Here is a 21,028-nt window from a genome sequence, read left to right on the forward strand (position 1 = left end):
CTTGCTGGAACTGAAGACGGTTCATTTTCACGGCACACTCCTATGAGGAAAATTGCCGTGATTATGCATGCTACCAATGGCAGAGAATGTCGCACTAGCCGCAGCAGCGGAAGATTCGCGCTAATCAGGAAACCTTATATTTCAAGACCTGGCACCGAGAGGCCTGGATTACAGGGGCGTCCCCCTTGTCTCCTCCTCAGGAGACTTACCGGCAAAAGCACCGCATCTCGCACACCCACGGCCCGATATCTGCTCAACACGCATGCTCCACCTCCCTCAGAGAAGAAATCACATCACCTGCCCTGCCCCCCATCTGCTCGTTGTGGTGCACACCAACGGGAGCATTGCTCACTGTTGCGATTTTGGCACTGGTTTGATTTCCTTAATTGCGATCAATGCCTTAGTGTGGTGGTGCCCAGTGTGAGCGGCAAAAAGCTCTCCCTTCACAATCGCCGAACTCTCCACCAGCCCTTTTTCCTTTGCATAGACTGATTGATCTTCAAAGGCCAGTTGGAACCTAGTAGTGGACTTTGCGACTTCATAGAGGGAACCGTTTTCCATTGATTCTGCGACAACACAACGTGGCTGCTGGATGGTCAAGACCCAGCACGTTTCAGGCTCGTCGCCATCATCAATGCTCTCATAGTTAGGAGGTCCTGGGAACGTCTCTCGTGAGATCTTGCCCGTAAGCGTGATTGAATCACCATCTTTAAGGCACTCGGCCGACACAACCGGCGACGCCAAAAAAGTCAGTAGGCTTAACAAAGCAGCTAAATACCTCATGTGATTCCTTTGCCGCGATACATTTCGCGTGCGGCTGCTGGGGACAAAGCCCCGCATTTTGCAATTATAAAATTGTGGAGGCGGCCAGAGGGACACCTTTGAAATCTTGAGTCGGCAAGAGGACCGCCCCTGCCCCGGATGGTGAATTAATCTTTTGGTAAATTTACAAACAGGCTTGAATCTGGCAGAAACCCAAGGTTCACTAAGCCAGTGTCCCCCTTACGCTGCTTGGCCACAATAATCTCTGCTCTTGATTCGGTATAGTCATTGCTTGGTTCATATACCTCATCTCGATACACAAAAAGAACTATGTCAGCATCCTCTTCAACGCTTCCCGAATCGCGTAGGTCCATAAGTTTAGGACGCTTGTCATTTCGTAGTTCTAGAGACCGGTTAACCTGGCTTAGCAGGAGGACCGATATCCCAAGCTCTAGCGCAAGCCCTTTCAACGATCTAGAGATGTTGCTTATCCCTTGAGTACGACTTTCCTCAACGCTTGGCATGAGCTGAAGATAATCGACGATCACGAGCCGCACATCTTGGTCATTTTTCATGCCTCGGACAAGGTTTATGAGGTTATCCAAGGCAAGATTCGGCGCGCTCTTAACAAAAATTGGGGAGTCGTGCAGACGGCCGGCAGCCTTGGTCAGCTTAGGCCAATCAACCTCGGTCAATCTACCCGATCGAAGCCTATTGATATTGACTCCAGCAAGGGCGCACAGTAGCTTTTCGGTTACTTGCTCCTCAGTCGATTCAAGGGTGATGATCCCTACTGGCCCTACTCCCTCTGCCTCTATCGCGACCGAATTTGCAATATTCAAGGCCAGAGAGGTTTTACCCATGGAAGGCCGCCCAGCAATAACGACGAGATCTCCTGGTTGAAAACCGCCTGTCATTAAATCAAGATCCACATAACCCGAAGGAGCTCCTGTAATATTCTTTGGCGACTCGTACCGTGATTCTATCTTTCTTATTGATTTCTTGAGAACTTCGCTAACTTTATTATAGGGAGGAGCCTGATCCACGTCTTTGTTTAGTTTTCTTTGCATACCTATAGTCCTTTTGGTGAAGCAGCCGTTGAGGTGTCAGGTATGACTTGGACAAAGTTAAGAAACTTTTCCTGTCTCACGGAATCAAAGCCAATGCGGGTGCCCCAATGCGGGTGCCAGGTCTTGAAAAATCAGTTTTCAAAACCTCACATTTCAAGACCTGGCACCGAGAGGGCGGTCGTCATACCTCGGCCAGAACCGGTACTCAGCCGCGTCAAGTTCGGCATCCGTAACCTCAATCTCGATCAATCCCAGCAGTCCCCTGAGGCACCGGTACCGGTTCGCGTACTTAACGAGAAGACGTTTGAGGTGAGGAGATCCTCCGATTCTGCAAGGCGGGACGGCACTTTGCTGTGAATTGTCGCAAGAATCATGAAAGATCTTCCTTTTGCGGTGTTACGCCATCCGAATCAAGATACGACCTGCCCCTCAAGCCCTTATGGGACCCTGGGATCCCTACTCCTCTGAACTTTCGTCGTCTTCAACATCTTTTTCTACTTTTTTCTTTTCTTTCGGTAGTATATTGAGCCCTTCATTGGCCTTGCGCTGTTTTACCTGAAGTTTTTCCCGAGCCTTATCATCAAGTATTTTAGCTAGCTTTGATAGGCCTGGTACTTCTGCAAGTTTATCAACAGCGTTAGCGAGTCGGAAACTTTTGTCTAATGCGTCCATCAATGGGTGATCAGACTTATTATAATCGGTAATAAGTTTTCCAGGATTCTCAGAGTTAACCTCTAATATGTTGTACAAAAGTTTGGTTCTCAGATCAAAAGATATTTCTTTATTTTCAATATTTTCAATCTGACGGGACAAACCTTCAAATGTTTTACTTAATACTTCTTTATGCGTATACTCCTCAATAAGTCGTTTTGATAATTTAAGACTTTTGTTAGCAGAATACGCCAGCCAGAGTACTGGAATATACAATGGCAATATTGCTATCACAAGTCTAGGCATATCGTACACGACTTTTTCAAGTGGCACTTTTTTTAGCCAAAAACTTAGACTGACAGCAAAAGGTATCAAAGAAACACAAACCATCCCGCCGATCGCCCATGCAAATTTAGTATTTAGCGATTTACTCTCCAAAATTTCAGACTCTTTCTTTACCGAATATGCATAACTTAAACCTGCTGTTAACGCATTTGGCAAAAGAGCTTCAATATCGTTTACAATTTTTGCATGACTACTTTTCCACCCGGTTAATGTGCTTTCAAATTCGGATACTGCGTCAGCTTTGACCTTGTCATAGTTATTGATTGCTCTAAGTTTAAAATTTTCAAGTTCTGCCTGTGTTGAGGACAAACCGGATTTTAATTTTTCATAGGCTCCTTCTAATTCATCTTTCAACCCAGGTACATTTGTTTCCTCACCTGTCTCCTCGTCCTTTTCTGAAAAACCAATAATTCCGTAATATAACTCATCAACCTCTTTCTTACGTGCAGAAATTGATTTATATAACCCTTCACTTCTGAGTTGATAATCCTGATTTTTACCCAGTATACTATCTAGCGCATCAATCTTAGCCTCGTATTCGGAAATACCGGCAAATAAAGCATTTAATTCCGCTATTTTTTGTAAAATTGCAGCATTATTTTCTGTAATACTTTCATGGACAGATTCTATTTCTGTATTTTTATCTATTGAGTCATCATGCAAAGTTATGACAGTATTATGCATACCTTCTACTTCGACCAACAGTTGTTTTGAATCTTCAAGCTTTAATTTCACTTCTTCTAAATATCCGAAAGCTGTATTTTTAGCATCTTCGCATCTATTCCTAAATTCAGACGCCTTCTTCGAGGACTGTTTTGCCGAATCTTCATAATCTGAAGTTTTATTTTTAACCTCGACTTCCAAATTTTGGATATCGTTGTCTGAAACGAATTGTTTTTTCTCGATTGCCAGCACTTTGGCCCACAGCTTTTTACGTTCATCGTCCAAATAGTAGACCTTATCTTCAAGCTTACCCATATCCACCCCACGTCAGATTATTTGGCAGTACAATTATTTAGGTTTACACTCGGAGCTTACATATGGGCAGACCATGTTACCAGGTTGCTCGCAATCTCTATTTCTTCTCGCCCCCTTCGTCTTGCCTCTAAGGTGGGGGGACGTTGCTACTCAGTCATCACCTCGGTGGACGACAGACCTTGCACGGCACATAACCGCTCTTTTGCGCATCGCTGGGGCTGCTGAACTTGATCAGGTTGTGGGAACTTATTTTCTGCGCCCACTTGCAGGACGGGAAGTGGTACTTGTTCGATCGGCTCGATCCCCAGAACTCGGCACCCAGGGCAACCGGAACCAGTACAAACAGAAGCAGGAGTATCGTGATCAGCCTTCTCATGCATCCCTCCTTAATTGCACAACCTGACAAGGCCTAGGCAATTGACACAGCTAGTTTTTGCTTCCGGCCATGGTTACGGTGACGCCACTGACCGTTGCGCTCACTTCCATCCCGAGTACGCTACCATTTGAGTCGAGTGTGAAGGTATCTACTTCTGCACCAATGATCGTTGATCCCGATTTTGTTACGGTGGAAAAGGACAGCCTCGAGTTCCCATTCATACCTGGAGCAAGTGACCACGTTCCGGTTTCGGTAGTGCCATCACTACCTGAATACGTGCCGAGATCACCGAAGTCACCGACATTTGCGGTCGCCGGGATGTTGGCAGCTATGGTGGGGATATAGGTGATGCCGGTACTTGTGACGGACTTGTAAGGAAGCCCTGTCGATGCCAGGAAGTAGGCCGTTGTCGTTTCTGTGACGGGTGTTCCACTACCAAGTCGCACCGTAGTCTGGGTGCGCCGCATGGTTACGTTTTGTGCCTCGAAGGTCGTCGGGCCATCGGCAATCACAGCGAAGGAGCCGGACCAGGAACGTCCCTGCGAGTCTGAACCAACGAGAGCGGGAAACGAGTACTGCGTGCCGGTTGCAGCACCGACATACACGCTTTTGAACGCCGCGAGATTAACGGGAGTCCCTGTCGCGGTGAGAGTTCCGCCCCCTCCCCCACCACCGCCACAGCCAAACAGTCCGAGTACCAAAACAACGAGAAGCACCGCTGCGTACCACGCTCTTTTCGGCATAACTCCCCCCTGTGTACCGCTTAGTTGACGATACGTTTCTTTGTTGCGGGCTTCTTAGGCCCACGGCTAGAGGCGAATCCCCACTGTCCCCCCTTTTCCAAAGTGGGGAACGTGTGAGCTCTTCTGCAGGCTAAAGATCGTACGACAACCTGATCGTGCTCGGCCCAAATTCCGGCTATCAGCTAGAACTTAGGCTCGACTCCAATGCCGGGCCCGGCTCCTTTCAACTCGAACTTGCCGGTGTTATCCAGGTACGGCGAGTGCGACAGCTCACCTTTGATGAAGAAGGTGGTGTCGAGGTCGGCGTAGTCGATGCACCCAAGGCCTGCCGCCATGTGCGCGGAGGCGGTTATCGAGAGGGCGCTTTCCATCATGGCACCCAGCATGAGGGGGATGTTGTTCCGGGCGGCTAACCTGGCTATCTCGGCTCCCTCCAACAAGCCGCTCTTCATGGTCTTGATGTTAATGGCGCTGACGGCTCCGGTGTCGATGGCTCGCTTGGCGTCGCTCAGGGAACTTACGCTTTCGTCGGCACAGACCAGGGTCTCGTTCCCCTCCAGGGCCTTGGTTATGGTGGAGAGCCCTTCCCAGTCGTACTTGGGGACGGGCTGCTCGAGGAGGACCGGGCGGGCGCCGTGCTGGTCGAGCTGGTCCAGGAAGGCGAGCATGCGGGCGGCGTTGAAGCCCATGTTGGCGTCGAGGATGAGTTCGCTCTGGGGCGCGATCTCGCGTACGGCCAGGACGCGCTCGAGGTCGATGGCTTCGTCCTTGCCGACCTTGATCTTGAAGGTGGTGAAACCCTGCGCGCTGTACTGGGCGGTGGCGGTGCGCGCTTCTTCGACGCTGCCGATCACGATGGTGATGTCGGTGTTGAAGGTGAGCTTGTTCCCTTTGTCGGTGGCGGGGGAGAAGTACTGGTAGAGGGGAATCCCCTTAATCCGGCAGGTGATGTCGAGGATGGCCGACTCGAGCGCGGCCAGGGCGGCGTGGTTCCCCTTGAGGCTCGGGGCGAACTCGCGGCAGACGGCTTCGGGATCTGCGACGAACCTTCCCTTTAAGGCCGCGGCGACGCGCTCGAGGTTCGCCAGGGTGCCGGGGATGGTTTCGCCGGTGATGTGGGTGGCGACCGCGGCTTCGCCGTAACCGCAGACGCCGTCGCTGGTGCGGAGACAGATAAAGACGTTCTCCAACTCGTCGTGCTGACCGGTGGCTATCCTGAAGGGGGTTACCAGCGGGGAACTGATGACGGATACGAGTGCATCGGCTATGACAAACTGCGGCATGTAAATCCTCCTGCTATTTATAAATCTAGGCTAGCCACGCAAACGCGGAGAACACGGAGAAAGACAAACGGCAATGGCCTTGAACGCGGATTTGACGGATAAACCTGAAAAGACGGGGAGGGGAAAATCTAAAATGATGCTCGTCGAGCACGGGCGGTGTTCTAGCCGCCGAAATCCGCTTAATCAGCACAATTCGCGTGCAAAGCCTTTCAGGTTTTTTGCTTACTGTCATAAAAAAAGCCGCCTCTCAGCTACGCTGACTCAGGCGGCTATCTTTGCAGTTCTACCATGCCCTCCATCCCCTCAATTCACCACAAAATTTCATGCCTCTGACTTACACCCTTTCTCCGACTGAGTCAACTACAATAAACGTAAACTAAGGTAGGTTTACTCCGACTTATAACTTCCCGGTTCATGGAAGAAAAGCCGTTTCGTCTCATCCCGAAGTGATGTTGCCGGAATCATTATCACAAAGAGATACTCACGACTGATGACGGATTGCCGACCTGCATGCTCTGGCCGCAGGCTTTAGCCTTATGTGCAAGCTTAAGCTAATTGAGGTTGATCTAATTCAACGCAGCCGCACCCTTCCATCTCGAGCCACGCGCCTCAGGGGTCGCCGTCGCTGAGCTATCGGCAAAGCACCTAAATCCGGCTTAAATCAATCCGGTAGTGATTGGGTTAAAGCCTTTCTTTTGCTTGCCGATAAAGAACCTACAGGTTTTCTGTCAGATCGTCCCGGAAGGTTACTCGCTTGCGCGGCCAGTGACAGGAAAGATTCCATGTTTTGTCAGGAGGATCTTTTATGAAGCGTCTCATTGCCACGTTTGCCTTGACCGCCCTATGCACCGCAACCTTCTCGCTCGTCGCCTTCGCCGAAGACGTCAAGATAGGAGCGGGAGCCGCACCGAGTGAGAACGTACTGAAGCCGATCGCACAACCGCTCCTGAAGGAGGGGATTTCGCTGTACGTCTCCTCCTCGGGTCCGAAGAACGCCATGATGGACCTGGAGCGCGGAGTGGTCGATGCAGCGGCAGCGGGGCTCACCTTCCAGGACTGGCTTAACCTTATGAAGAAGGAGGGGCACGAGGTGAAAGATCCCGCTTCTCTTCAGTGGACCATGATCGGCAAGGACAAGATCGTCGCCCTGGTGAACAAGGAAAACCCGGTAGCAAAGCTCTCGAAGGAGCAACTGCAGGGGATCTTCTCCGGAAAGGTCGACAGCTGGAAGGAGGTTGGCGGAGCCGATGTTCCTGTCCTGATCGTGTGGGGGAAATTGACTTCCGGCACCAACAGCATGTTCGCGAACAAGATCATGGACGGCAAGGAGGTAACCAAGGAGGTTATTGAAACCATGACCGCCGAGGACATCCGCCAGAACGTCGCCTCGAACCCGTCCGCCATCGGCATAGGCCCGCTGGCGGTGCTCGACGGAACCGTCAAGCAGGTCGAGAGCCCGGAGATCGGACGCGACATCATCCTGGTGACCAAGGGAAAACCTTCCGCCAAGGTGCAAAAGGTGCTCGACTTCATCAAAGGGGAAGGACAGAAGTACATCAAAAAGTAGACTTACAATTGACTAAAAATACCTTCTGGGGCCAGGGTCCGCTTTTTGGGCTCTGGCCCCTTTGCTTAGATTTTTGCAGGAGGTAAGGCAAATCCCCTCTGTCCCCCCTTTTTCACAGTGACGTAAAGCCACCTGTCGCGCTGCGTGGACGCGACAACCGAGCTGACCCGTTCCCCGCCCCCACTCCTAAACTTGACGTGACCACAAGTTGGACTATATTAATTCGGTCCAATCTCGACGAACAAAGCCTTATCATTTCGCACAGGAGGATCGGATGGGAAAACCGGCCGCCAGAGTTGGTGATGCTCACTCGTGTCCTATGAAGGAAATCACCGTAGCGCATGGAGGTGGGCCGATTTTGGAGGGTTCTCCAAACGTTTTTATCGGCGGGATGCCGGCGGCGCGCGTTGGGGACAAGGTGCACTGCAACGGGCCTGTCGACATGATCGTCGAAGGCGAACCTTCGGTTTTCATCAACGGCAGGCCGGCCGCACGAATGGGTGACAAAACCGCTCACGGCGGGGTCATCGTGGCAGGCTGCCCAACGGTCTTCGTCGGGACGAGCGCTCTGGGGCGCTGTGCCGAAGAGGCAGCTGCCGCAGGTAGTCCGTTCATCGTTTCCGAGAAGTAAGAAATGCCCGGCAACGATCCCCTGGACAACGGCTCAGATCTCTCGATGGGTGTCCAGCGGTTCTTCAGCCGCCTCACAACACCGCTCTATGCCGTCATCGACACGGCCCGGGATCGCAGGGCGCTTTCGTTACTGGAAGACGCCGACTGCGATTACCAAATCCTCCACCCTCCGAGATTATCCTTAGCCATGGATCGCCGAGGTCCGCACCTGATTTTACTGCGCCCGGACTCGTTCTTTTTCAACCGACTCATTCATGCCGGTTGGGGAAACAGCTGGGGGATTTTCCTTGCCGGCCCAAGCGACATTGCCACGGTTCGCCGCCACCTGCGAAGGCTGCTATTTGTAACGCTCCAAGATGGGCAGCGATTTATGTTCAGGTTCTATGACCCGCGGGTTTTGCGAGAATTTTTGCCGAATAGCAGCGAGCGCGAACTCCGTCTGTTCTTTGGCCCTCTGACGGCAATTTACCTGGAGTCGCGAGATGGGCGCGAGGTGGCTTGCTACTCCTTGGAGCGATCCCGCGAGACTGAGGAACATCTAAGCTGCGAAGGTCTGAGGGAATACAAGGTAAAGCTCACCTAGCAAGAGACGCGCGGCTCACACGTTGCTGCCACTTAGGTTCGATGAGGAGGACCGGAGGAGACAGACGATGTTGGTAATAAGCGAGAGGCAAATGGAGGCGATGGGTAAGGCGATGATGGATCGTTTTGTCGCTATAACGCTCGACTTCATCAGGATCAACTTCCCCGAGTGGAGCGGCAGCCAGAGCAACGATGCCCTCACCGCGTTTGTGAGGAGCATGATCAAGTTCGCCCAGGAGCACGAGATCCGCCAGGAGATCAGCATTCAGAAGCTGATCGAGTACAAGATTCTGTTCCAGTTCGACACTCCGCTTTCGCCGCAGTTGGTGTCCATTTTGACGAAGGTGGACTTGGCCGAGGACAGCAGGCTGGAATACTTCAAGCGCCAGATTGAGGATCTGTCGCCGCTGATCAAGTTGACGCTGGAAGGCGTCATGGAGAACTGGCCATGACGGGAACGGCTGCGAAGATCAAACATACCGGCAGTTCTAACGAAGCTGGGTCACCGTGCTACCGGTGCCAGGAACAAAAGTCAGCTGCCGGACGAGCGCCTGTGAGGATACGCATCGCCGTCTTCTTCGATGGAACACTCAATAACAGGACAAATACAGGGCTGGGGGAGAAGGGAATCAACCGAGGGGTAAGCTATGAAAATGCGCTTACCAACGTAGCGATACTTGAGCTGTATTACCAGCAGAACCCTGAGTATGACCATAGTCTTTCTATTTACATTGAAGGCATTGGGACCGAGGATGACGAAGCTGATTCTTCAATAACGGCAGGAACCGGCTGGGGTTCGACGGGGATACTGGATAAAGTTGAAACGGGAATGACCAAAGTAATCGGGGAAATCAGTAAACACCTCAAAAGGGATCAAGAGATCGAGTGTCTGCACCTCGATTGTTTTGGCTTCAGTCGCGGCGCAGCTGCAGCCCGAAATTTTATTTACAGCGTCCTCTTTGGACAGCAGAACACGCTAAAACTCAGACTACAATCCAGCACGCATTACGTCGGCGAAATCAAGGTGAAGTTTGTCGGTTTGTATGACACCGTCGCCTCTTACGGATTAAATCACAGGAATGATACAGAAGAACTCCATCTTGATGCCATAAGGTATGCAGAAAATGTTGTTCAACTGGCTGCCGCGGAGGAGCATAGGAAACACTTTCCACTTACAAACATAAATAGTGCGCCTCACGGGGTACAGTTATTCTTGCCAGGTGCTCATTCAGACATTGGTGGCGGGTATCCGGACAACATGGATGAGGTTGATCATCAGATCATGTTCGTGTGCCGGAGACATGGGCTCAAAGCCGCCGACAAAGCAGCACTGGCCAGGGAAAGGGAATGGTTGCTTGCATCGGGTTGGTACTATGAGGATGAGATCCAGAAGGTTGACCAATGGGATGAGGTGAAAGTGACACGGAAGGGGATCAGCAACCACTTTCACCGTATTCCATTAAAGATGATGGCTGAGCTTGCGACAGAAAATGGAGTTCACTTCTCGGCCGGATTGATGAGCGACTTCAGCATACACCATCATCTTAAAGAGATTGAAGCGTTTATTCGAGAATCACCTTTAGACTCACCTGAATACTGGCTCGCATTGAATACCGATATGATCAAAAAATTTAGGCATGATCATCTTCATTTCTCGGCTTGCTTCGGGTCTACACTTGGCTGTAACCAACCGCAATTTACAGATGATGACATAGTGCATGGTCATAGGAAGAGAGAAATAATATATGGTTAGATATTTGACACTATTATTCCTTGTTGTTATCACTGCGTTGCCAGTGAATCTAGAGGCCAGAGGGATACTGCCCATGATCTCGACAGAAAAGTTCGATTGGTTGCCGACCGAGTGCGCTCACAGACGATATCCCATGAGACTAATAGATGGCCATCTAACGCTCAAAAATGGCTCTTCACTCTATGTCCCCGCCAAAGCAATAATCGATAATGGATGGGGAGAGATTGGTTCTACGCACGTAGTGGGAAAAACCATGAAAGCACTGCCTGTGAAACTTACCGTAACTTGGTTCTCTTTTACTGAAAATAGGTTTTTCTCTGGTGAATTTACACTGCCATATCAAAACATACTGGAGTATTTTAGAACGGTAACAAGCAAGTCGCCCAAAGGTTCACCGGTGTTTAACTCGGTTATTGTGGGTTTTGGTCCGGGTGGAGCGGTATCTGTATGGGTTTCATCAATAGGAAGCTCTGTAGAGGTCGGTAATTACAAGGCCAATGAAGTGGCCCTAAACTGGAAGATGGTCACAGAAAGTGAGATGCTCAGGACTGATTACATTGACATGGTATTGAGAGACTCACTTACGCCCTTAGAACTGAGAACGCTTAAGGAGCGCGGCGTGCCTCCGGGGATATCGGATTATTACAGCAAGCAGTACCGTTGGAGCCTCCAGGTAATTGGACAGAAAAATCGTGAGCTGTGGCTGAAGACGTTGAATGGCGAAGAGGAATATTTTGACTTTGCCAAATCTATCAACGCACGGACTTCTCGCGGACTACCGAAAAGCTTGGTAGTGTACTGGGAAGATAACGTCGGGGAGAAGCTCGGGGCCGATGTTCGGTTCGACGAGGCTGAGATCAACGCAGCGTATAAGAAGCTCTCAGCTGAAAAGACGGATCATGCTATGCAGCTTAAGCTGGAGATCAGCGACAATCCGGAAGTCATCCATACTTCTCTCAATGATGGGAAGTACGTCATCCTGCTGAGTAAAACTGTCGTGAAGGCGTATAGCAGGCGTTGAAAACCAGCATGATGTCCCTGCCCAGCAACAATGAGCGCAAATGCCATCCTCAGCAGTGGCACCTTCCCCCTCACCCCAACCCTCTCCCGCAAGGGGAGAGGGGACTAATTCTGGCGAGTCGCGAAGCGTTAGCAGCCTGATACTGACGGGCGCATTTTGTAACGTCTGCGAAGAGCGAATCCCCCCTGGCCCCCCTTTTCCAAAGTGGGGGACGCGAGGCCACCTGTTGCGCTGGGTGGACGCTGGCCGGCTTGATCTACTGACGCAGGTTCAAAGGCGAATCCCCCCCTGCCTCTCTCCTCGCGCCGCATCTTCTTACGCCGGTCCTGCACCGCGCCCGTCGTCAACTGCGCAAGGAATCCAAAACCTTCGACAGGTCCTTCATGGTATAAGGCTTTGCCAGGCATGCGGTGAACCCGTATTCTTTTGGCCTGGCCAATACGGGTTCTGTCGAATACCCACTGGATACGATCAACTTTGCTTCGGGATCGACCCTGAGGATCTCCTTTGCCGCGTCCACCCCTCCCATCCCATCGACGATGAGCAGGTCCAAAATCACTGCATAAAAGGGCCAGCCTGCTTCCATGGCTCTCTTGTAGCGCACGATGGCTTCCTCGCCGCTGGCGCAGGTGATCACGCTGTAGCCTAGATGCTGGAGCATGTTTTTGACCAAGTCCCGAATGAATTCGTCGTCATCCAGGACCAGGACAAGGTCAGATTGCGCATCGTCGATCTTCTCCGTCATCACCGATGTACCCCTCATTCAAGTTCCTCCCTGATGCAATGTGTTCCCTAAAGGGACAGCTGCCGCGCAGCGTTCCTTATTAAGAGCAGACACAATGCCACAATCATCATCACTGAATTTTCAGACAGTTACGAATTCAGGAAGAACTGAGAGTGTCCCTGCAGGGTACAGTTGGGCTCACTGGGGACAGTCCGAACGGCCCATGGACGACTGGCCTTTAGATTCATCAACTGTTACCGGTCGAAAACATTCAGTCTGCACCTGTACCTGAGTGCAAATCTGGTTTACAGTACCGATTCTGGAGGGGCTTATGAGTGAGGATGCGGGGATGGAAGCCGGGACGCTTGCTGCGGAGTTGGAGACGGCTGCGGTTTCAACTAAGTCCGAGTTCCGGCGCGGGCTTTCTGATACGCTGCCGGTACTGTTGGGGGTCATTCCCATGGCGCTGGTTTTGGGGGCGCAGGCGGCGCAGAAGGGGCTTACGGTCGCGGAGGTGCCGCTCATGACGGGATGCAACTTCGCCGGGGGATCTGAGTTCGCCGCGGTGAAGCTTTGGACCTCGCCTCCGCACCTTTTGCTGATCACCGCCATGACGTTTCTGGTGAACAGCCGGCATCTTCTCATGGGCGCCGCGCTGGCTCCCTTCCTGAAGAACCTCCCCAAACGCAAGGCGTTCCCCGCGCTCTTCTTCATGACCGACGAGAGCTGGGCGCTCGCGCTCGCGGACGCCCGCAAGCGCGCCGCGGACGGCATCTCGCAGTGCTTCAGCCTCCCCTACTACGCGGGAACCTGCGTCGGGATGTACCTCATGTGGATATGCTTCACGACGCTGGGCTCGCTGCTCGGCCCGATCATGGGGAACGCGGAAACCTACGGCTTCGACATGGCGTTTCCCGCGGTCTTCCTGGTGCTCTTGAAGGGGATGTGGACGGGGTTTTACAAGGCGCGCCCCTGGATCGTCAGCCTGGTGGTCGCCGGGCTCACCTCGCTGCTCGTTCCGGGCGCCTGGTACGTGCCGGCGGGCGCGGTGTCGGGGATCGTGGCGGCTTCCTTGTGGGCCAGGGAGGACTACGATGCAGCTCGATAATGTCCTCACCATCTTCGGCATGGCAACGGCCACCTATCTCACCCGGATCCTGGGGTTCATCGCGCTGAGAAACCGGAAGCTGAGCCCGCGCGCCATGGCGGTGCTGGAGGCGGTACCGGGGTGCGTGCTCATCTCGGTCATCGCTCCGGCATTCGTCTCGCCGCACCCGGCGGACCTGATCGCGCTGGGGATCACGGTGGTCGCCGCGCTCAGGCTTTCCATGTTCAGTACCGTGGTTGTGGGGGTGGTGAGCGCCGGGGTGCTTAGGCATCTGCTGGGGTGAACAGGGATTAAGCCTCAAACCTGACATAACAGGGATGAAGGGGATGGGATGCACTGTTTCCACGCCTGGCGGCGCGATGGGCGACCACAAAGACGAATCCCCCCTGCCCCCCCTTTTCCAAAGAGGGGAACGCGGGGCCGACTGCAGCGCTTCGTGGCAAGGCATCTGAGATTCGGGAAATACCGGATTATGGCGTTCGCAAGGTGTGAGACAGGGCGGTAAAAAACCGCCGCGGCTCGAGGAGGGTGATGACACCGCGGCGTTAATTGCATATCAACTGTGTCTGTGTCTACGACTGCGGCCGGCTTCGGGTTTTACTCCGGGCCGGCCTTTTTCTTGTCAGCGGCCTGCGACTTGTCGCGCCACTACCCTCAAACTTCCTTCCCGTTCAATATCACCCGGAAACTGCGGATCCCTTCGGTGAAACTCCTGGCCCGGTCGTTCCTCGGGCGCCCGGCGCCGATCTTCTGGCCGTACACGGGCTCGAGCTCCAGGGTGTTCACCTCCGCTTTCAGGTGCAGGTCTTTTGCCACGGCCACCTGGTCGTCGGGAAGCCCAACTACCAGCCGGTGCACGCCGGGCTTCAAGCGCAGGACCTTGGTGAAACGGTAGCGGGTCCCCTCGCCCGCCTCGGGATCGTAGAGGCGCTCGGATTCCTTGTTCTCCTGCCGCATCCCGCCCGCCAGGGTCAGCGCCTGGCCGTCAATGTTGAGCAAGAGCCGGTAGTCGGAGGTGCCGTGGCTGTCTACGGACGCACTCCTCTCGGCGCTGTGGGTCTTGAGGACGCCGTTTATGCGCAGGTCGGCATAGCTCCCCGGCACGGCGGCCGGGTCGGCAACCTCCTGGAACACGTCGCTGCGCACGCTGGCGCGGTTCTCCTTGATGAGGCCGTAACCGTTGGCGCAGCCGGCCAGGAGCGCCAGGGACAACAGGGACATGAGCTTTATCTTCTTCATGGTGGTATCTCCTCGCTAGATGGCCTGGGGGCCGCGTTCGTTGGTGCGGATCTTCACGGTCTGGTCGACGCTGGAGACGAAGATCTTGCCGTCGCCGGTGTTGCCGGTGTGGGACTGGCGCTGGATCGCGTCGACGACCCTATCCACCAGCTCCTCGTTCACCACCACCTCGAGCTTCACCCGGGGACTCAGCTCGAAGATCTCCGAGCCGCCCCGGCTCCCCTTGTTGAGCCCCTTGCCGATCCCCCGGATGTCGGAGACGGTGAGGCCGGGAAGCCCCTCGATCCCCTGCAGTTCCTGGATCACCGCCCACAGGCGCGAGGGGCGGAAAATCGCCTTGATCTCTTTCATGACAGCTCCTTTTGACATTGCATGGATGAACTACATCTCCGCCTCGTCCTGGCGCTTCTCGAACCAGCCGTACACGGACGGGATGATGAGCAGGGTGAGCAGCGTGGAGGTGATGAGCCCCCCCACCACGACGGTGGCCAAAGGCTTCTGGATCTCGGAGCCGGTTCCGGTGGCTAGCAGCATCGGCATCAGGCTGAAGATGGCGATGGAGGCGGTCATCAGGACCGGACGCAGCCTGTCGAGCGCACCCTGGCGCACCGCCTCCTCGAGGCCGAGCCCCTCGTCGCGCAACTGGGCTATCCGCGAGACGAGCACCAGGCCGTTTAACACCGCCACCCCGAAGAGCACGATGAAACCGACCGAGGCGGGGACGGAGAGGTACTGCCCGGAGAGAAACAGCGCGAAGATCCCCCCGATGAGCGCGAAGGGGAGGTTCGAGATGACCAGGAGCGCCAGGCGCAGGGAGCGGAAGGTGACGTAGAGCAAAAGCAGGATGAGCCCTATCGCCACGGGACCTATGAGCGCCAGTTTCTGCATGGCGCGCTGCTGGTTCTCGAACTGCCCGCCCCAGGTGAGGTAGTAACCGGCCGGGAGCTTTACCTCTTTCTGGATCCGCTCTTTCGCCTCGGCGACGAAGCTCCCCATGTCGCGGCCGCTTACGTTCATCTCGATGCCGATGCGGCGCACCCCGTCCTGGCGGCTGATCTGCACCGGCCCCTCGACCATGCGCACGTCGGCCAGCTGCTCGAGCGGGATGTTCATCCCGGTCTTGGTGGTGATGAGGAGGTTCTTGATGGTCTCCGGCGAGTTGCGCCTCTCCTCGGGGAGCCGCACCGTGATGTCGAAGCTGCGGCTCCCCTCGTAGAAGGTGGAGGCGGCCTTGCCGGCCACCGCTATCTCGATCACGTTCTGCACGTCGCTTATGTTGAGCCCGTAGCGGGCGATCTTGTTCCGGTCCACCGTGATGGTGAGGTAGGGCTGGCCGGTGACCTTCTCGACGTTCAGATCGGTCCCGCCGCGCACCTTGGAGAGCACCCGGGCGATCCGGTCCGACTTCTCCTGCAGGACCGCGAGATCCTCGCCGAAGAGCTTCACGATGAGCTGGGCGCGGGTGCCGGCCACCAGCTCGTCGATGCGGCACTGGATCGGCTGGCTGAAGCCGAAGCTGATGCCGGGGACCGTCTCCAGCGCCTCGCGCATCTCGTTGGTGAGCTGCTCCTTGGTGATGTCGCGCTTCCACTCCCCCTTGGGTTTCAGGACGCCGACGTAGCCGGTCTTGTCCGGGCCGCGGGTGTCGAGCGCCACGCCGGTCTGCCCGGTGCGCCCGACCAGCACCTCGAGCTCCTCGAACTTCTTGAGCTTCGCCGAGGCCTGCTGGTTCACCTCGAGCGCCTTGGCGAGCGACACCCCCGGCAGAAGGGCGATGTCCATGTCGAAGGAGCCCTCGTCCATGATCGGGATGAACTCGGTCCCCAGGCGGCTCACCAGGAAGAGCGAGACCACCAGGAGCACGGCGGCAGTGGCCAATACCGCCTTGCGCGCCTTTAGCGCCCACTCGAGAAGCGGCAGGTACTTGGCCTTCGCCCAGAGCATGATCCGGCTCTCCTTCTCCGCGTGCGGCTTCAAGACCAGCGAGCAGAGGACCGGGATGATGAAGATGGAGAGGAGCAGCGAGGAGAGGAGCGCCACCGCCACGGTGAGCGCCAGGGGTCCGAACATCTTTCCCTCGATCCCCTCGAGGGTCAGGATGGGGATGAAGGTGAGCGCTATGATCAGCTCGCCGAAGATGCTCGGTTTGCGCACCTCCATGACCGCGCGGAGCACCGTGCCGAGCCTGGGGCGCTCGCCCCCCTCTTCGCTTAGGTGCCGCTGCACGTTCTCCACCTGGATGATGGTGGTGTCGATGATCATGCCGATGGAGATGGCGAGCCCCCCGAGAGACATCAGGTTCGCGCCGATGCCGGAGAGCTTCATGACGATGAAGGTGGCCAGAAGCGACAGGGGGAGCGCCAGGAGCACCACGATAGAGCCGCGGATGCTGTTTAACAGGAGGTAGAGGACCACGAGGACCAGGAGCGACCCTTCCAGGAGCGCCTTGTTGACGGTGCCGACGCTCGCCTTGACGATGTCGGTGCGGTCGTAGAAGGGGACGATCTTCACGCCGTCGGGCAAAAGGTTGTTCGCGTTCATCTCGCGCACCTTGTCCGCCACCCGGCGCACCACCTCGCGGCTGTTCTCGCCCCTAAGCATCATGACGATGCCGCCGACCGCCTCGTCCTTGCCGTCCTTGATGGCGGCCCCCATGCGCACCGCCTCGCCGATTTTCACCCGGGCCACGTCGCGCACGAAGATCGGGGTCCCCCCCTGGCTTTTCAGGACGATGTTCTCGATGTCGGCGGTGCTCCCGATGAGCCCCACGCCGCGCACGATGTACTGCTCGGCCTCGCGCTCGAGGATGTTGCCGCCGACGTTGCCGTTGTTGGCGCCGATGGCCGCGTAGACGTCGTCCACGGTCACCGCGTACTTCACGAGCTTCTCGGGCTCGACCTCCACCTGGTACTGCTTGAAGTAGCCGCCGAAGGAGTTGATCTCGTTCACCCCGGCGACGCTTTTCAACTGCGGGGTGACCACCCACTCCTGCAGGGTCCGCAGGCTGGTGAGGTAGGCGCGCTTTTGTTCCGGGTCCTGGGGGATCTTCCCCTCCAGGGTGTACTGGTAGATCTCCCCCATGGCGGTGCCGATCGGCCCCATGGCGACCTCGACCCCCTTGGGGACCTTCTCGCGCGCCTCGGCGAGCCGCTCGAAGACGAGCTGGCGCGCGAAGTAGACGTCGACGTTGTCCTTGAAGACCACGGTGACGATGGAGAGGCCGAACTTGGTGACCGAGCGGAGCTGCTCGAGCCCCGGAAGCCCCCGCATGGCGGTCTCGATGGGGTAGGTGACGTTGCGCTCGATCTCGAGGGCCGAGAGGCCGTCGGCGTGGCTGATCACCTCCACCTGGTTGTTGGTGACGTCCGGGAAGGCGTCGATGGGGAGCTTCACGTAGCACCAGGAGCCGAAGAGGACGATCAGCAACGCAAGGAAGATGACCATCCCCCGCTGTCTCAGGGTATAGGCGATAAGTTTCTCTAGCATTGGCGGTCTCCTAGTGGGCGTGCCCCTCGATCTCCCCTTTTTTCAGTTCGCTCTTGAGGACGAAGCCCCCTTTGGCGGCGTAGCGCTCCCCCTCCTTGAGGCCGGAGAGGATCTCGACGAGCCCCGCCGAGGCGCGTCCGGTCTCCACCTGGCGCGGCTCGAACTCGGCCTCGGAGGCCGCGACGAAGACGAGCTTCTTGCCGTCCACCTCCTGGATGGCCGACTCGGGGACCGCGAGGACCGGCGGGGCGTCCGCGGCGAGGGTCACCTCGACGCTTGCGAACATCTCGGGTTTCAACCTGCGTCCGGGGTTCGCCACCTCGATGCGGGCCTTCACGGTGCGGCTCGCCTCGTTCAGCTGGTCGGAGAGGTAGGTGATGCGCCCGCGGAACTTCTCGCCCGGGAAGGCGGTCACCGCGACGCTCGCCTTCTGGCCGCGGCGCACCTTGGCCAGGTCCTTTTCGTGGATGTCCACCACCACCCAGACCGAGGAGAGGTCGGCGATGGTGTAGAGGCTCTTGGCGGGGTCGGAGAGCTCGCCCACGATGGCGTGCTTCTCGGTGATGGTCCCGGCGATGGGGGCGCGCACCGGCAGATGGGCGCGGCCCGCGCCCGAGGCGAGCTCGGAGGCGGAGAGACCGTAGAGGGAGAGGCGCTCCCGGTCGGTGTGCAGCTCGGCCTTGGCGGTCTCGTACTCGCTTTCCGCCTGCTGCACCTCTTTTCTCGGGGCGATCTTCTTCTCGACCAGCGACTTCACCCGGTCCAGGTTGGACTGGGCCAGGGAGAGGCGGGTCTTCGACTGGCGGAAGCGGTTCAGCGCCTCGCCGAGCTCCACCGAGTCGAGGGTGGCGAGCACCTGGCCGGCGCCGACGCCGTCACCCAGGGACGCCTTGACCGAGACGATCTTCCCGGGGATGCGCGGCGAGACGTGGGCGATGCGGTCGGCATTCGCCTCGACCTTGCCGGTCGCCGCGATGCTCCCGGCGAGCGCCTGCTTCCCGGCGGCCGCCACCTCAACGCCGCTTTGTTTCTGCTGCGCTGCCGCCATCTTCACCCGGCGCGGGGCGTGCTCGTCGTGCCCCTTTTCGCCGTGCTCGTCGTGCCCCTTCTCCTCGCCGTGCCCTTTTTCCTCGCCGTGTTCCTTCTCCTCGGCGTGGCCACCCTTTTCGCCGTTGTGGGCGTCCTCCTGGTGTGCCGCGGTGTTCGCCTGGTTCAGCCGGTAGGCGACGCCGCCCGCCAGCAGCAGGGCGCCCAGCACCCCGACAGCTATTGCCTTCTTGTTCACTTGTCACCTCCGATAAGATCTGCGGCCACTGCGGCTTCCAGGCGCCCGAGTGCAACCTGGCGGGCGTGCTGTGCGGCAAGGTAGCCGTCGTTTACTTCGAAAAATTTCTTCTGCTCCTCGATGACCGCAAGGATCCCCAGCTCCCCCAGCCGGTAGGCCTCGCGGCTTAAGGCGAGGTTCTCCTCGAGTTGCGGGATCAGCTCGCCGCGGTAGAGGGCGAGCACCTCCTCGGCGGCCTTGAGGCTCGCGAAGGCACTCTCCACCTCGCGCTCCGCCTCGACGAGGGCCGCGCTGCGCCGGGTCGTCGCGCTTAAGACCCGGGCGCCCGCCTCGGCGATGCCGGCGCGGTTGCGGTCGAATAAGGGGAGTGGCATGGAGAGCCTGAGCCCCACGGTGTACGAGGTGTCCTTCCCCTCGATGCCGCCCACCTCGATGCTGGTCGCGTCGCGGGAAAGGACGAGCCCCAGGTTCAGGTTGGGGACCGCCTCGGCGCGCGCCAGGGCGAGCTCGGCGTCCCCCTTGTCGAGCTCCACGCCCAACACCTTCAGGTCGGGGCGCTGCGAGCGCGCCAGCTCCTTCAGCTCGGCGAGGCTCTTTTGCGGCGCGCCGCCCGGTTCGAGAGAGCCGGCCAGCCGGGAGGAGTCGCCGGCGGGGAGCCCCACGAGGGTGGAGAGACGGCTGCGGTTAAGGGCCAGGGCGCGCTCCCGCTCGACCCGGGAGGCCTGGGTGCGGGCGAGTTCCACCTTGACCAGGTTGAGCTCCAGTTCCGGGATGTCCCCGGCGTTGAGCCGCTCGCGGGCCACCTCGAGGAGCTGGCGGTTCAAGTCACCCACCCGGTTCCCAAGCTCCAGGCGCTTCTCGGCCAGGAGCGTGTCGTAAAAGGCCGTCTTCAGCTCCTCCTTAAGCGAGCGTTCCCGGTCGGCGAGCTGCCAGCGCTGGGCCTCGCGGGCCTTCTCGGCCACGTCGACCCGTTTGGCGCGCTTGCCGGCGGTCTGGAACTCCTGGGTGAGCCCGAGCGAGAGTCGCGACTCGGCGGGACTGCCGGTGAGGGCGCCGGTCGCAGCCTCCAGGTCGAGGACCGGGTTTATCGGCGTTGCGGCTTTCTCGGCCTGGGCCCGGTAGATCCCCTCCTCCTGGCGCAGGGCGGCAAGCGAGCCGTTGTGGGAAAGGGCGTAGTCGACCAGCTGCGCCAGGGTGAGCGGCGCAGTCTGGGCGCCGGCCGGGACGCAGAGCGCAAGGGACAGGATGCCGGGTGCACAAAGGCGCACGGCTTTTCCTAAGAGTGTTGCTCTCAAGGTAAATCCTCCGTTATTCGATTGTTGCAATGTTACGGTGTGCGGGATTGCGGGTACAGGTCGGCCTTAAGCGCACGCGTGAGAGCGCTTACCCGCGGGGGCGCGGGAGCCGGTGCCGGCGCAGGGG

20 protein-coding genes are annotated in these 21,028 nt (G+C 57.0%); 8 read left to right on the forward strand and 12 right to left on the reverse strand.

Annotated features, from left to right (window positions below):
• Nucleotides 1-348: 348 nt before the first annotated feature.
• From GMST_RS03650 to GMST_RS03675, 6 genes are all read right to left on the reverse strand, one after another.
• Nucleotides 349-783 (reverse strand): DUF4431 domain-containing protein, encoded by a 435-nt coding sequence (locus GMST_RS03650; protein ID WP_183353274.1) that lies wholly within the window; start codon nt 781-783, stop codon nt 349-351.
• Nucleotides 784-929: 146 nt separating this feature from the next.
• Entirely contained in the window at nt 930-1,832 is a 903-nt protein-coding gene (locus GMST_RS03655) for a replicative DNA helicase (protein ID WP_183353275.1), read from the reverse strand.
• Nucleotides 1,833-2,288: 456 nt separating this feature from the next.
• On the reverse strand, nt 2,289-3,806 hold the full coding sequence (locus GMST_RS03660; protein ID WP_183353276.1) for a hypothetical protein: 1,518 nt from the start codon (nt 3,804-3,806) through the stop codon (nt 2,289-2,291).
• A gap of 157 nt (nt 3,807-3,963) precedes the next feature.
• Nucleotides 3,964-4,182 (reverse strand): Ada metal-binding domain-containing protein, encoded by a 219-nt coding sequence (locus GMST_RS03665; protein ID WP_183353277.1) that lies wholly within the window; start codon nt 4,180-4,182, stop codon nt 3,964-3,966.
• Nucleotides 4,183-4,232: 50 nt separating this feature from the next.
• A complete protein-coding gene (locus GMST_RS03670; RefSeq protein WP_183353278.1) occupies nt 4,233-4,925 on the reverse strand; it encodes a hypothetical protein in 693 nt (230 codons plus the stop codon).
• A gap of 182 nt (nt 4,926-5,107) precedes the next feature.
• Nucleotides 5,108-6,208, reverse strand: a complete 1,101-nt coding sequence (locus GMST_RS03675; protein ID WP_183353279.1) for a dipeptide epimerase — start codon at nt 6,206-6,208, stop codon at nt 5,108-5,110.
• Nucleotides 6,209-7,013: 805 nt separating this feature from the next.
• Between GMST_RS03675 and GMST_RS03680 the strand changes: the two genes are divergently transcribed.
• From GMST_RS03680 to GMST_RS03705, 6 genes are all read left to right on the forward strand, one after another.
• Entirely contained in the window at nt 7,014-7,775 is a 762-nt protein-coding gene (locus GMST_RS03680) for a substrate-binding domain-containing protein (RefSeq protein WP_183353280.1), read from the forward strand.
• A 274-nt stretch (nt 7,776-8,049) separates the two neighbouring features.
• Nucleotides 8,050-8,406 carry a PAAR domain-containing protein gene (locus tag GMST_RS03685; RefSeq protein ID WP_183353281.1) on the forward strand — a complete coding sequence of 119 codons (357 nt, stop codon included), beginning with the start codon at nt 8,050-8,052 and terminating at the stop codon, nt 8,404-8,406.
• 3 nt (nt 8,407-8,409) lie between these two features.
• On the forward strand, nt 8,410-8,991 hold the full coding sequence (locus GMST_RS03690) for a DUF4123 domain-containing protein (protein WP_183353282.1): 582 nt from the start codon (nt 8,410-8,412) through the stop codon (nt 8,989-8,991).
• A 67-nt stretch (nt 8,992-9,058) separates the two neighbouring features.
• A complete protein-coding gene (locus tag GMST_RS03695; protein WP_183353283.1) occupies nt 9,059-9,442 on the forward strand; it encodes a hypothetical protein in 384 nt (127 codons plus the stop codon).
• Complete coding sequence (locus GMST_RS03700; protein WP_183353284.1) at nt 9,439-10,743, forward strand: phospholipase effector Tle1 domain-containing protein; 1,305 nt, start codon at nt 9,439-9,441, stop codon at nt 10,741-10,743. Before GMST_RS03695 ends, GMST_RS03700 begins: the two co-directional genes overlap by 4 nt.
• A 73-nt stretch (nt 10,744-10,816) precedes the next feature.
• Nucleotides 10,817-11,764 (forward strand): DUF2931 family protein, encoded by a 948-nt coding sequence (locus GMST_RS03705; RefSeq protein ID WP_281379880.1) that lies wholly within the window; start codon nt 10,817-10,819, stop codon nt 11,762-11,764.
• A gap of 343 nt (nt 11,765-12,107) precedes the next feature.
• On the opposite strand, the gene GMST_RS03710 is transcribed toward GMST_RS03705, so the two are convergent.
• Nucleotides 12,108-12,509 carry a response regulator gene (locus GMST_RS03710; RefSeq protein WP_183353286.1) on the reverse strand — a complete coding sequence of 134 codons (402 nt, stop codon included), beginning with the start codon at nt 12,507-12,509 and terminating at the stop codon, nt 12,108-12,110.
• 310 nt (nt 12,510-12,819) lie between these two features.
• Here GMST_RS03710 and GMST_RS03715 point away from each other — a divergent pair, with 310 nt between their 5' ends.
• Together GMST_RS03715 and GMST_RS03720 are read left to right on the forward strand one after the other, a co-directional pair.
• On the forward strand, nt 12,820-13,596 hold the full coding sequence (locus tag GMST_RS03715) for an AzlC family ABC transporter permease (RefSeq protein WP_198424535.1): 777 nt from the start codon (nt 12,820-12,822) through the stop codon (nt 13,594-13,596).
• Nucleotides 13,583-13,879, forward strand: a complete 297-nt coding sequence (locus GMST_RS03720) for an AzlD family protein (protein WP_183353287.1) — start codon at nt 13,583-13,585, stop codon at nt 13,877-13,879. Before GMST_RS03715 ends, GMST_RS03720 begins: the two co-directional genes overlap by 14 nt.
• A 371-nt stretch (nt 13,880-14,250) precedes the next feature.
• On the opposite strand, the gene GMST_RS03725 is transcribed toward GMST_RS03720, so the two are convergent.
• Genes GMST_RS03725 through GMST_RS03745 form a run of 5 tightly spaced genes read right to left on the reverse strand, consistent with a single transcriptional unit; the run spans nt 14,251 to nt 20,874 of the window.
• The gene (locus tag GMST_RS03725) at nt 14,251-14,835 is read right to left on the reverse strand and encodes a hypothetical protein (RefSeq protein WP_183353288.1); all 585 of its coding nucleotides are present in this window, start codon (nt 14,833-14,835) and stop codon (nt 14,251-14,253) included.
• Between the two features lie 15 nt (nt 14,836-14,850).
• Nucleotides 14,851-15,186 carry a P-II family nitrogen regulator gene (locus GMST_RS03730; RefSeq protein WP_183353289.1) on the reverse strand — a complete coding sequence of 112 codons (336 nt, stop codon included), beginning with the start codon at nt 15,184-15,186 and terminating at the stop codon, nt 14,851-14,853.
• A gap of 30 nt (nt 15,187-15,216) precedes the next feature.
• Complete coding sequence (locus GMST_RS03735; protein ID WP_183353290.1) at nt 15,217-18,321, reverse strand: efflux RND transporter permease subunit; 3,105 nt, start codon at nt 18,319-18,321, stop codon at nt 15,217-15,219.
• A 10-nt stretch (nt 18,322-18,331) separates the two neighbouring features.
• The gene (locus GMST_RS03740) at nt 18,332-19,606 is read right to left on the reverse strand and encodes an efflux RND transporter periplasmic adaptor subunit (protein WP_183353291.1); all 1,275 of its coding nucleotides are present in this window, start codon (nt 19,604-19,606) and stop codon (nt 18,332-18,334) included.
• Nucleotides 19,603-20,874, reverse strand: a complete 1,272-nt coding sequence (locus tag GMST_RS03745; protein ID WP_183353292.1) for a TolC family protein — start codon at nt 20,872-20,874, stop codon at nt 19,603-19,605. Before GMST_RS03745 ends, GMST_RS03740 begins: the two co-directional genes overlap by 4 nt.
• Between the last annotated feature and the right edge of the window lie 154 nt (nt 20,875-21,028).

The sequence above is a fragment of the Geomonas silvestris genome, from assembly GCF_014193515.1.
Taxonomy (GTDB): Bacteria; Desulfobacterota; Desulfuromonadia; order Geobacterales; family Geobacteraceae; genus Geomonas; species Geomonas silvestris.

Bases quoted from the DNA above. Each gene is read 5' to 3' on its own strand.
- GMST_RS03650 (WP_183353274.1), bottom strand. From the start codon at position 783: ATGAGGTATTTAGCTGCTTTGTTAAGCCTACTGACTTTTTTGGCGTCG.
- GMST_RS03655 (WP_183353275.1), bottom strand. From the start codon at position 1,832: ATGCAAAGAAAACTAAACAAAGACGTGGATCAGGCTCCTCCCTATAAT.
- GMST_RS03660 (WP_183353276.1), bottom strand. From the start codon at position 3,806: ATGGGTAAGCTTGAAGATAAGGTCTACTATTTGGACGATGAACGTAAA.
- GMST_RS03665 (WP_183353277.1), bottom strand. From the start codon at position 4,182: ATGAGAAGGCTGATCACGATACTCCTGCTTCTGTTTGTACTGGTTCCG.
- GMST_RS03670 (WP_183353278.1), bottom strand. From the start codon at position 4,925: ATGCCGAAAAGAGCGTGGTACGCAGCGGTGCTTCTCGTTGTTTTGGTA.
- GMST_RS03675 (WP_183353279.1), bottom strand. From the start codon at position 6,208: ATGCCGCAGTTTGTCATAGCCGATGCACTCGTATCCGTCATCAGTTCC.
- GMST_RS03680 (WP_183353280.1), top strand. From the start codon at position 7,014: ATGAAGCGTCTCATTGCCACGTTTGCCTTGACCGCCCTATGCACCGCA.
- GMST_RS03685 (WP_183353281.1), top strand. From the start codon at position 8,050: ATGGGAAAACCGGCCGCCAGAGTTGGTGATGCTCACTCGTGTCCTATG.
- GMST_RS03690 (WP_183353282.1), top strand. From the start codon at position 8,410: ATGCCCGGCAACGATCCCCTGGACAACGGCTCAGATCTCTCGATGGGT.
- GMST_RS03695 (WP_183353283.1), top strand. From the start codon at position 9,059: ATGTTGGTAATAAGCGAGAGGCAAATGGAGGCGATGGGTAAGGCGATG.
- GMST_RS03700 (WP_183353284.1), top strand. From the start codon at position 9,439: ATGACGGGAACGGCTGCGAAGATCAAACATACCGGCAGTTCTAACGAA.
- GMST_RS03705 (WP_281379880.1), top strand. From the start codon at position 10,817: ATGATCTCGACAGAAAAGTTCGATTGGTTGCCGACCGAGTGCGCTCAC.
- GMST_RS03710 (WP_183353286.1), bottom strand. From the start codon at position 12,509: ATGACGGAGAAGATCGACGATGCGCAATCTGACCTTGTCCTGGTCCTG.
- GMST_RS03715 (WP_198424535.1), top strand. From the start codon at position 12,820: ATGAGTGAGGATGCGGGGATGGAAGCCGGGACGCTTGCTGCGGAGTTG.
- GMST_RS03720 (WP_183353287.1), top strand. From the start codon at position 13,583: ATGCAGCTCGATAATGTCCTCACCATCTTCGGCATGGCAACGGCCACC.
- GMST_RS03725 (WP_183353288.1), bottom strand. From the start codon at position 14,835: ATGAAGAAGATAAAGCTCATGTCCCTGTTGTCCCTGGCGCTCCTGGCC.
- GMST_RS03730 (WP_183353289.1), bottom strand. From the start codon at position 15,186: ATGAAAGAGATCAAGGCGATTTTCCGCCCCTCGCGCCTGTGGGCGGTG.
- GMST_RS03735 (WP_183353290.1), bottom strand. From the start codon at position 18,321: ATGCTAGAGAAACTTATCGCCTATACCCTGAGACAGCGGGGGATGGTC.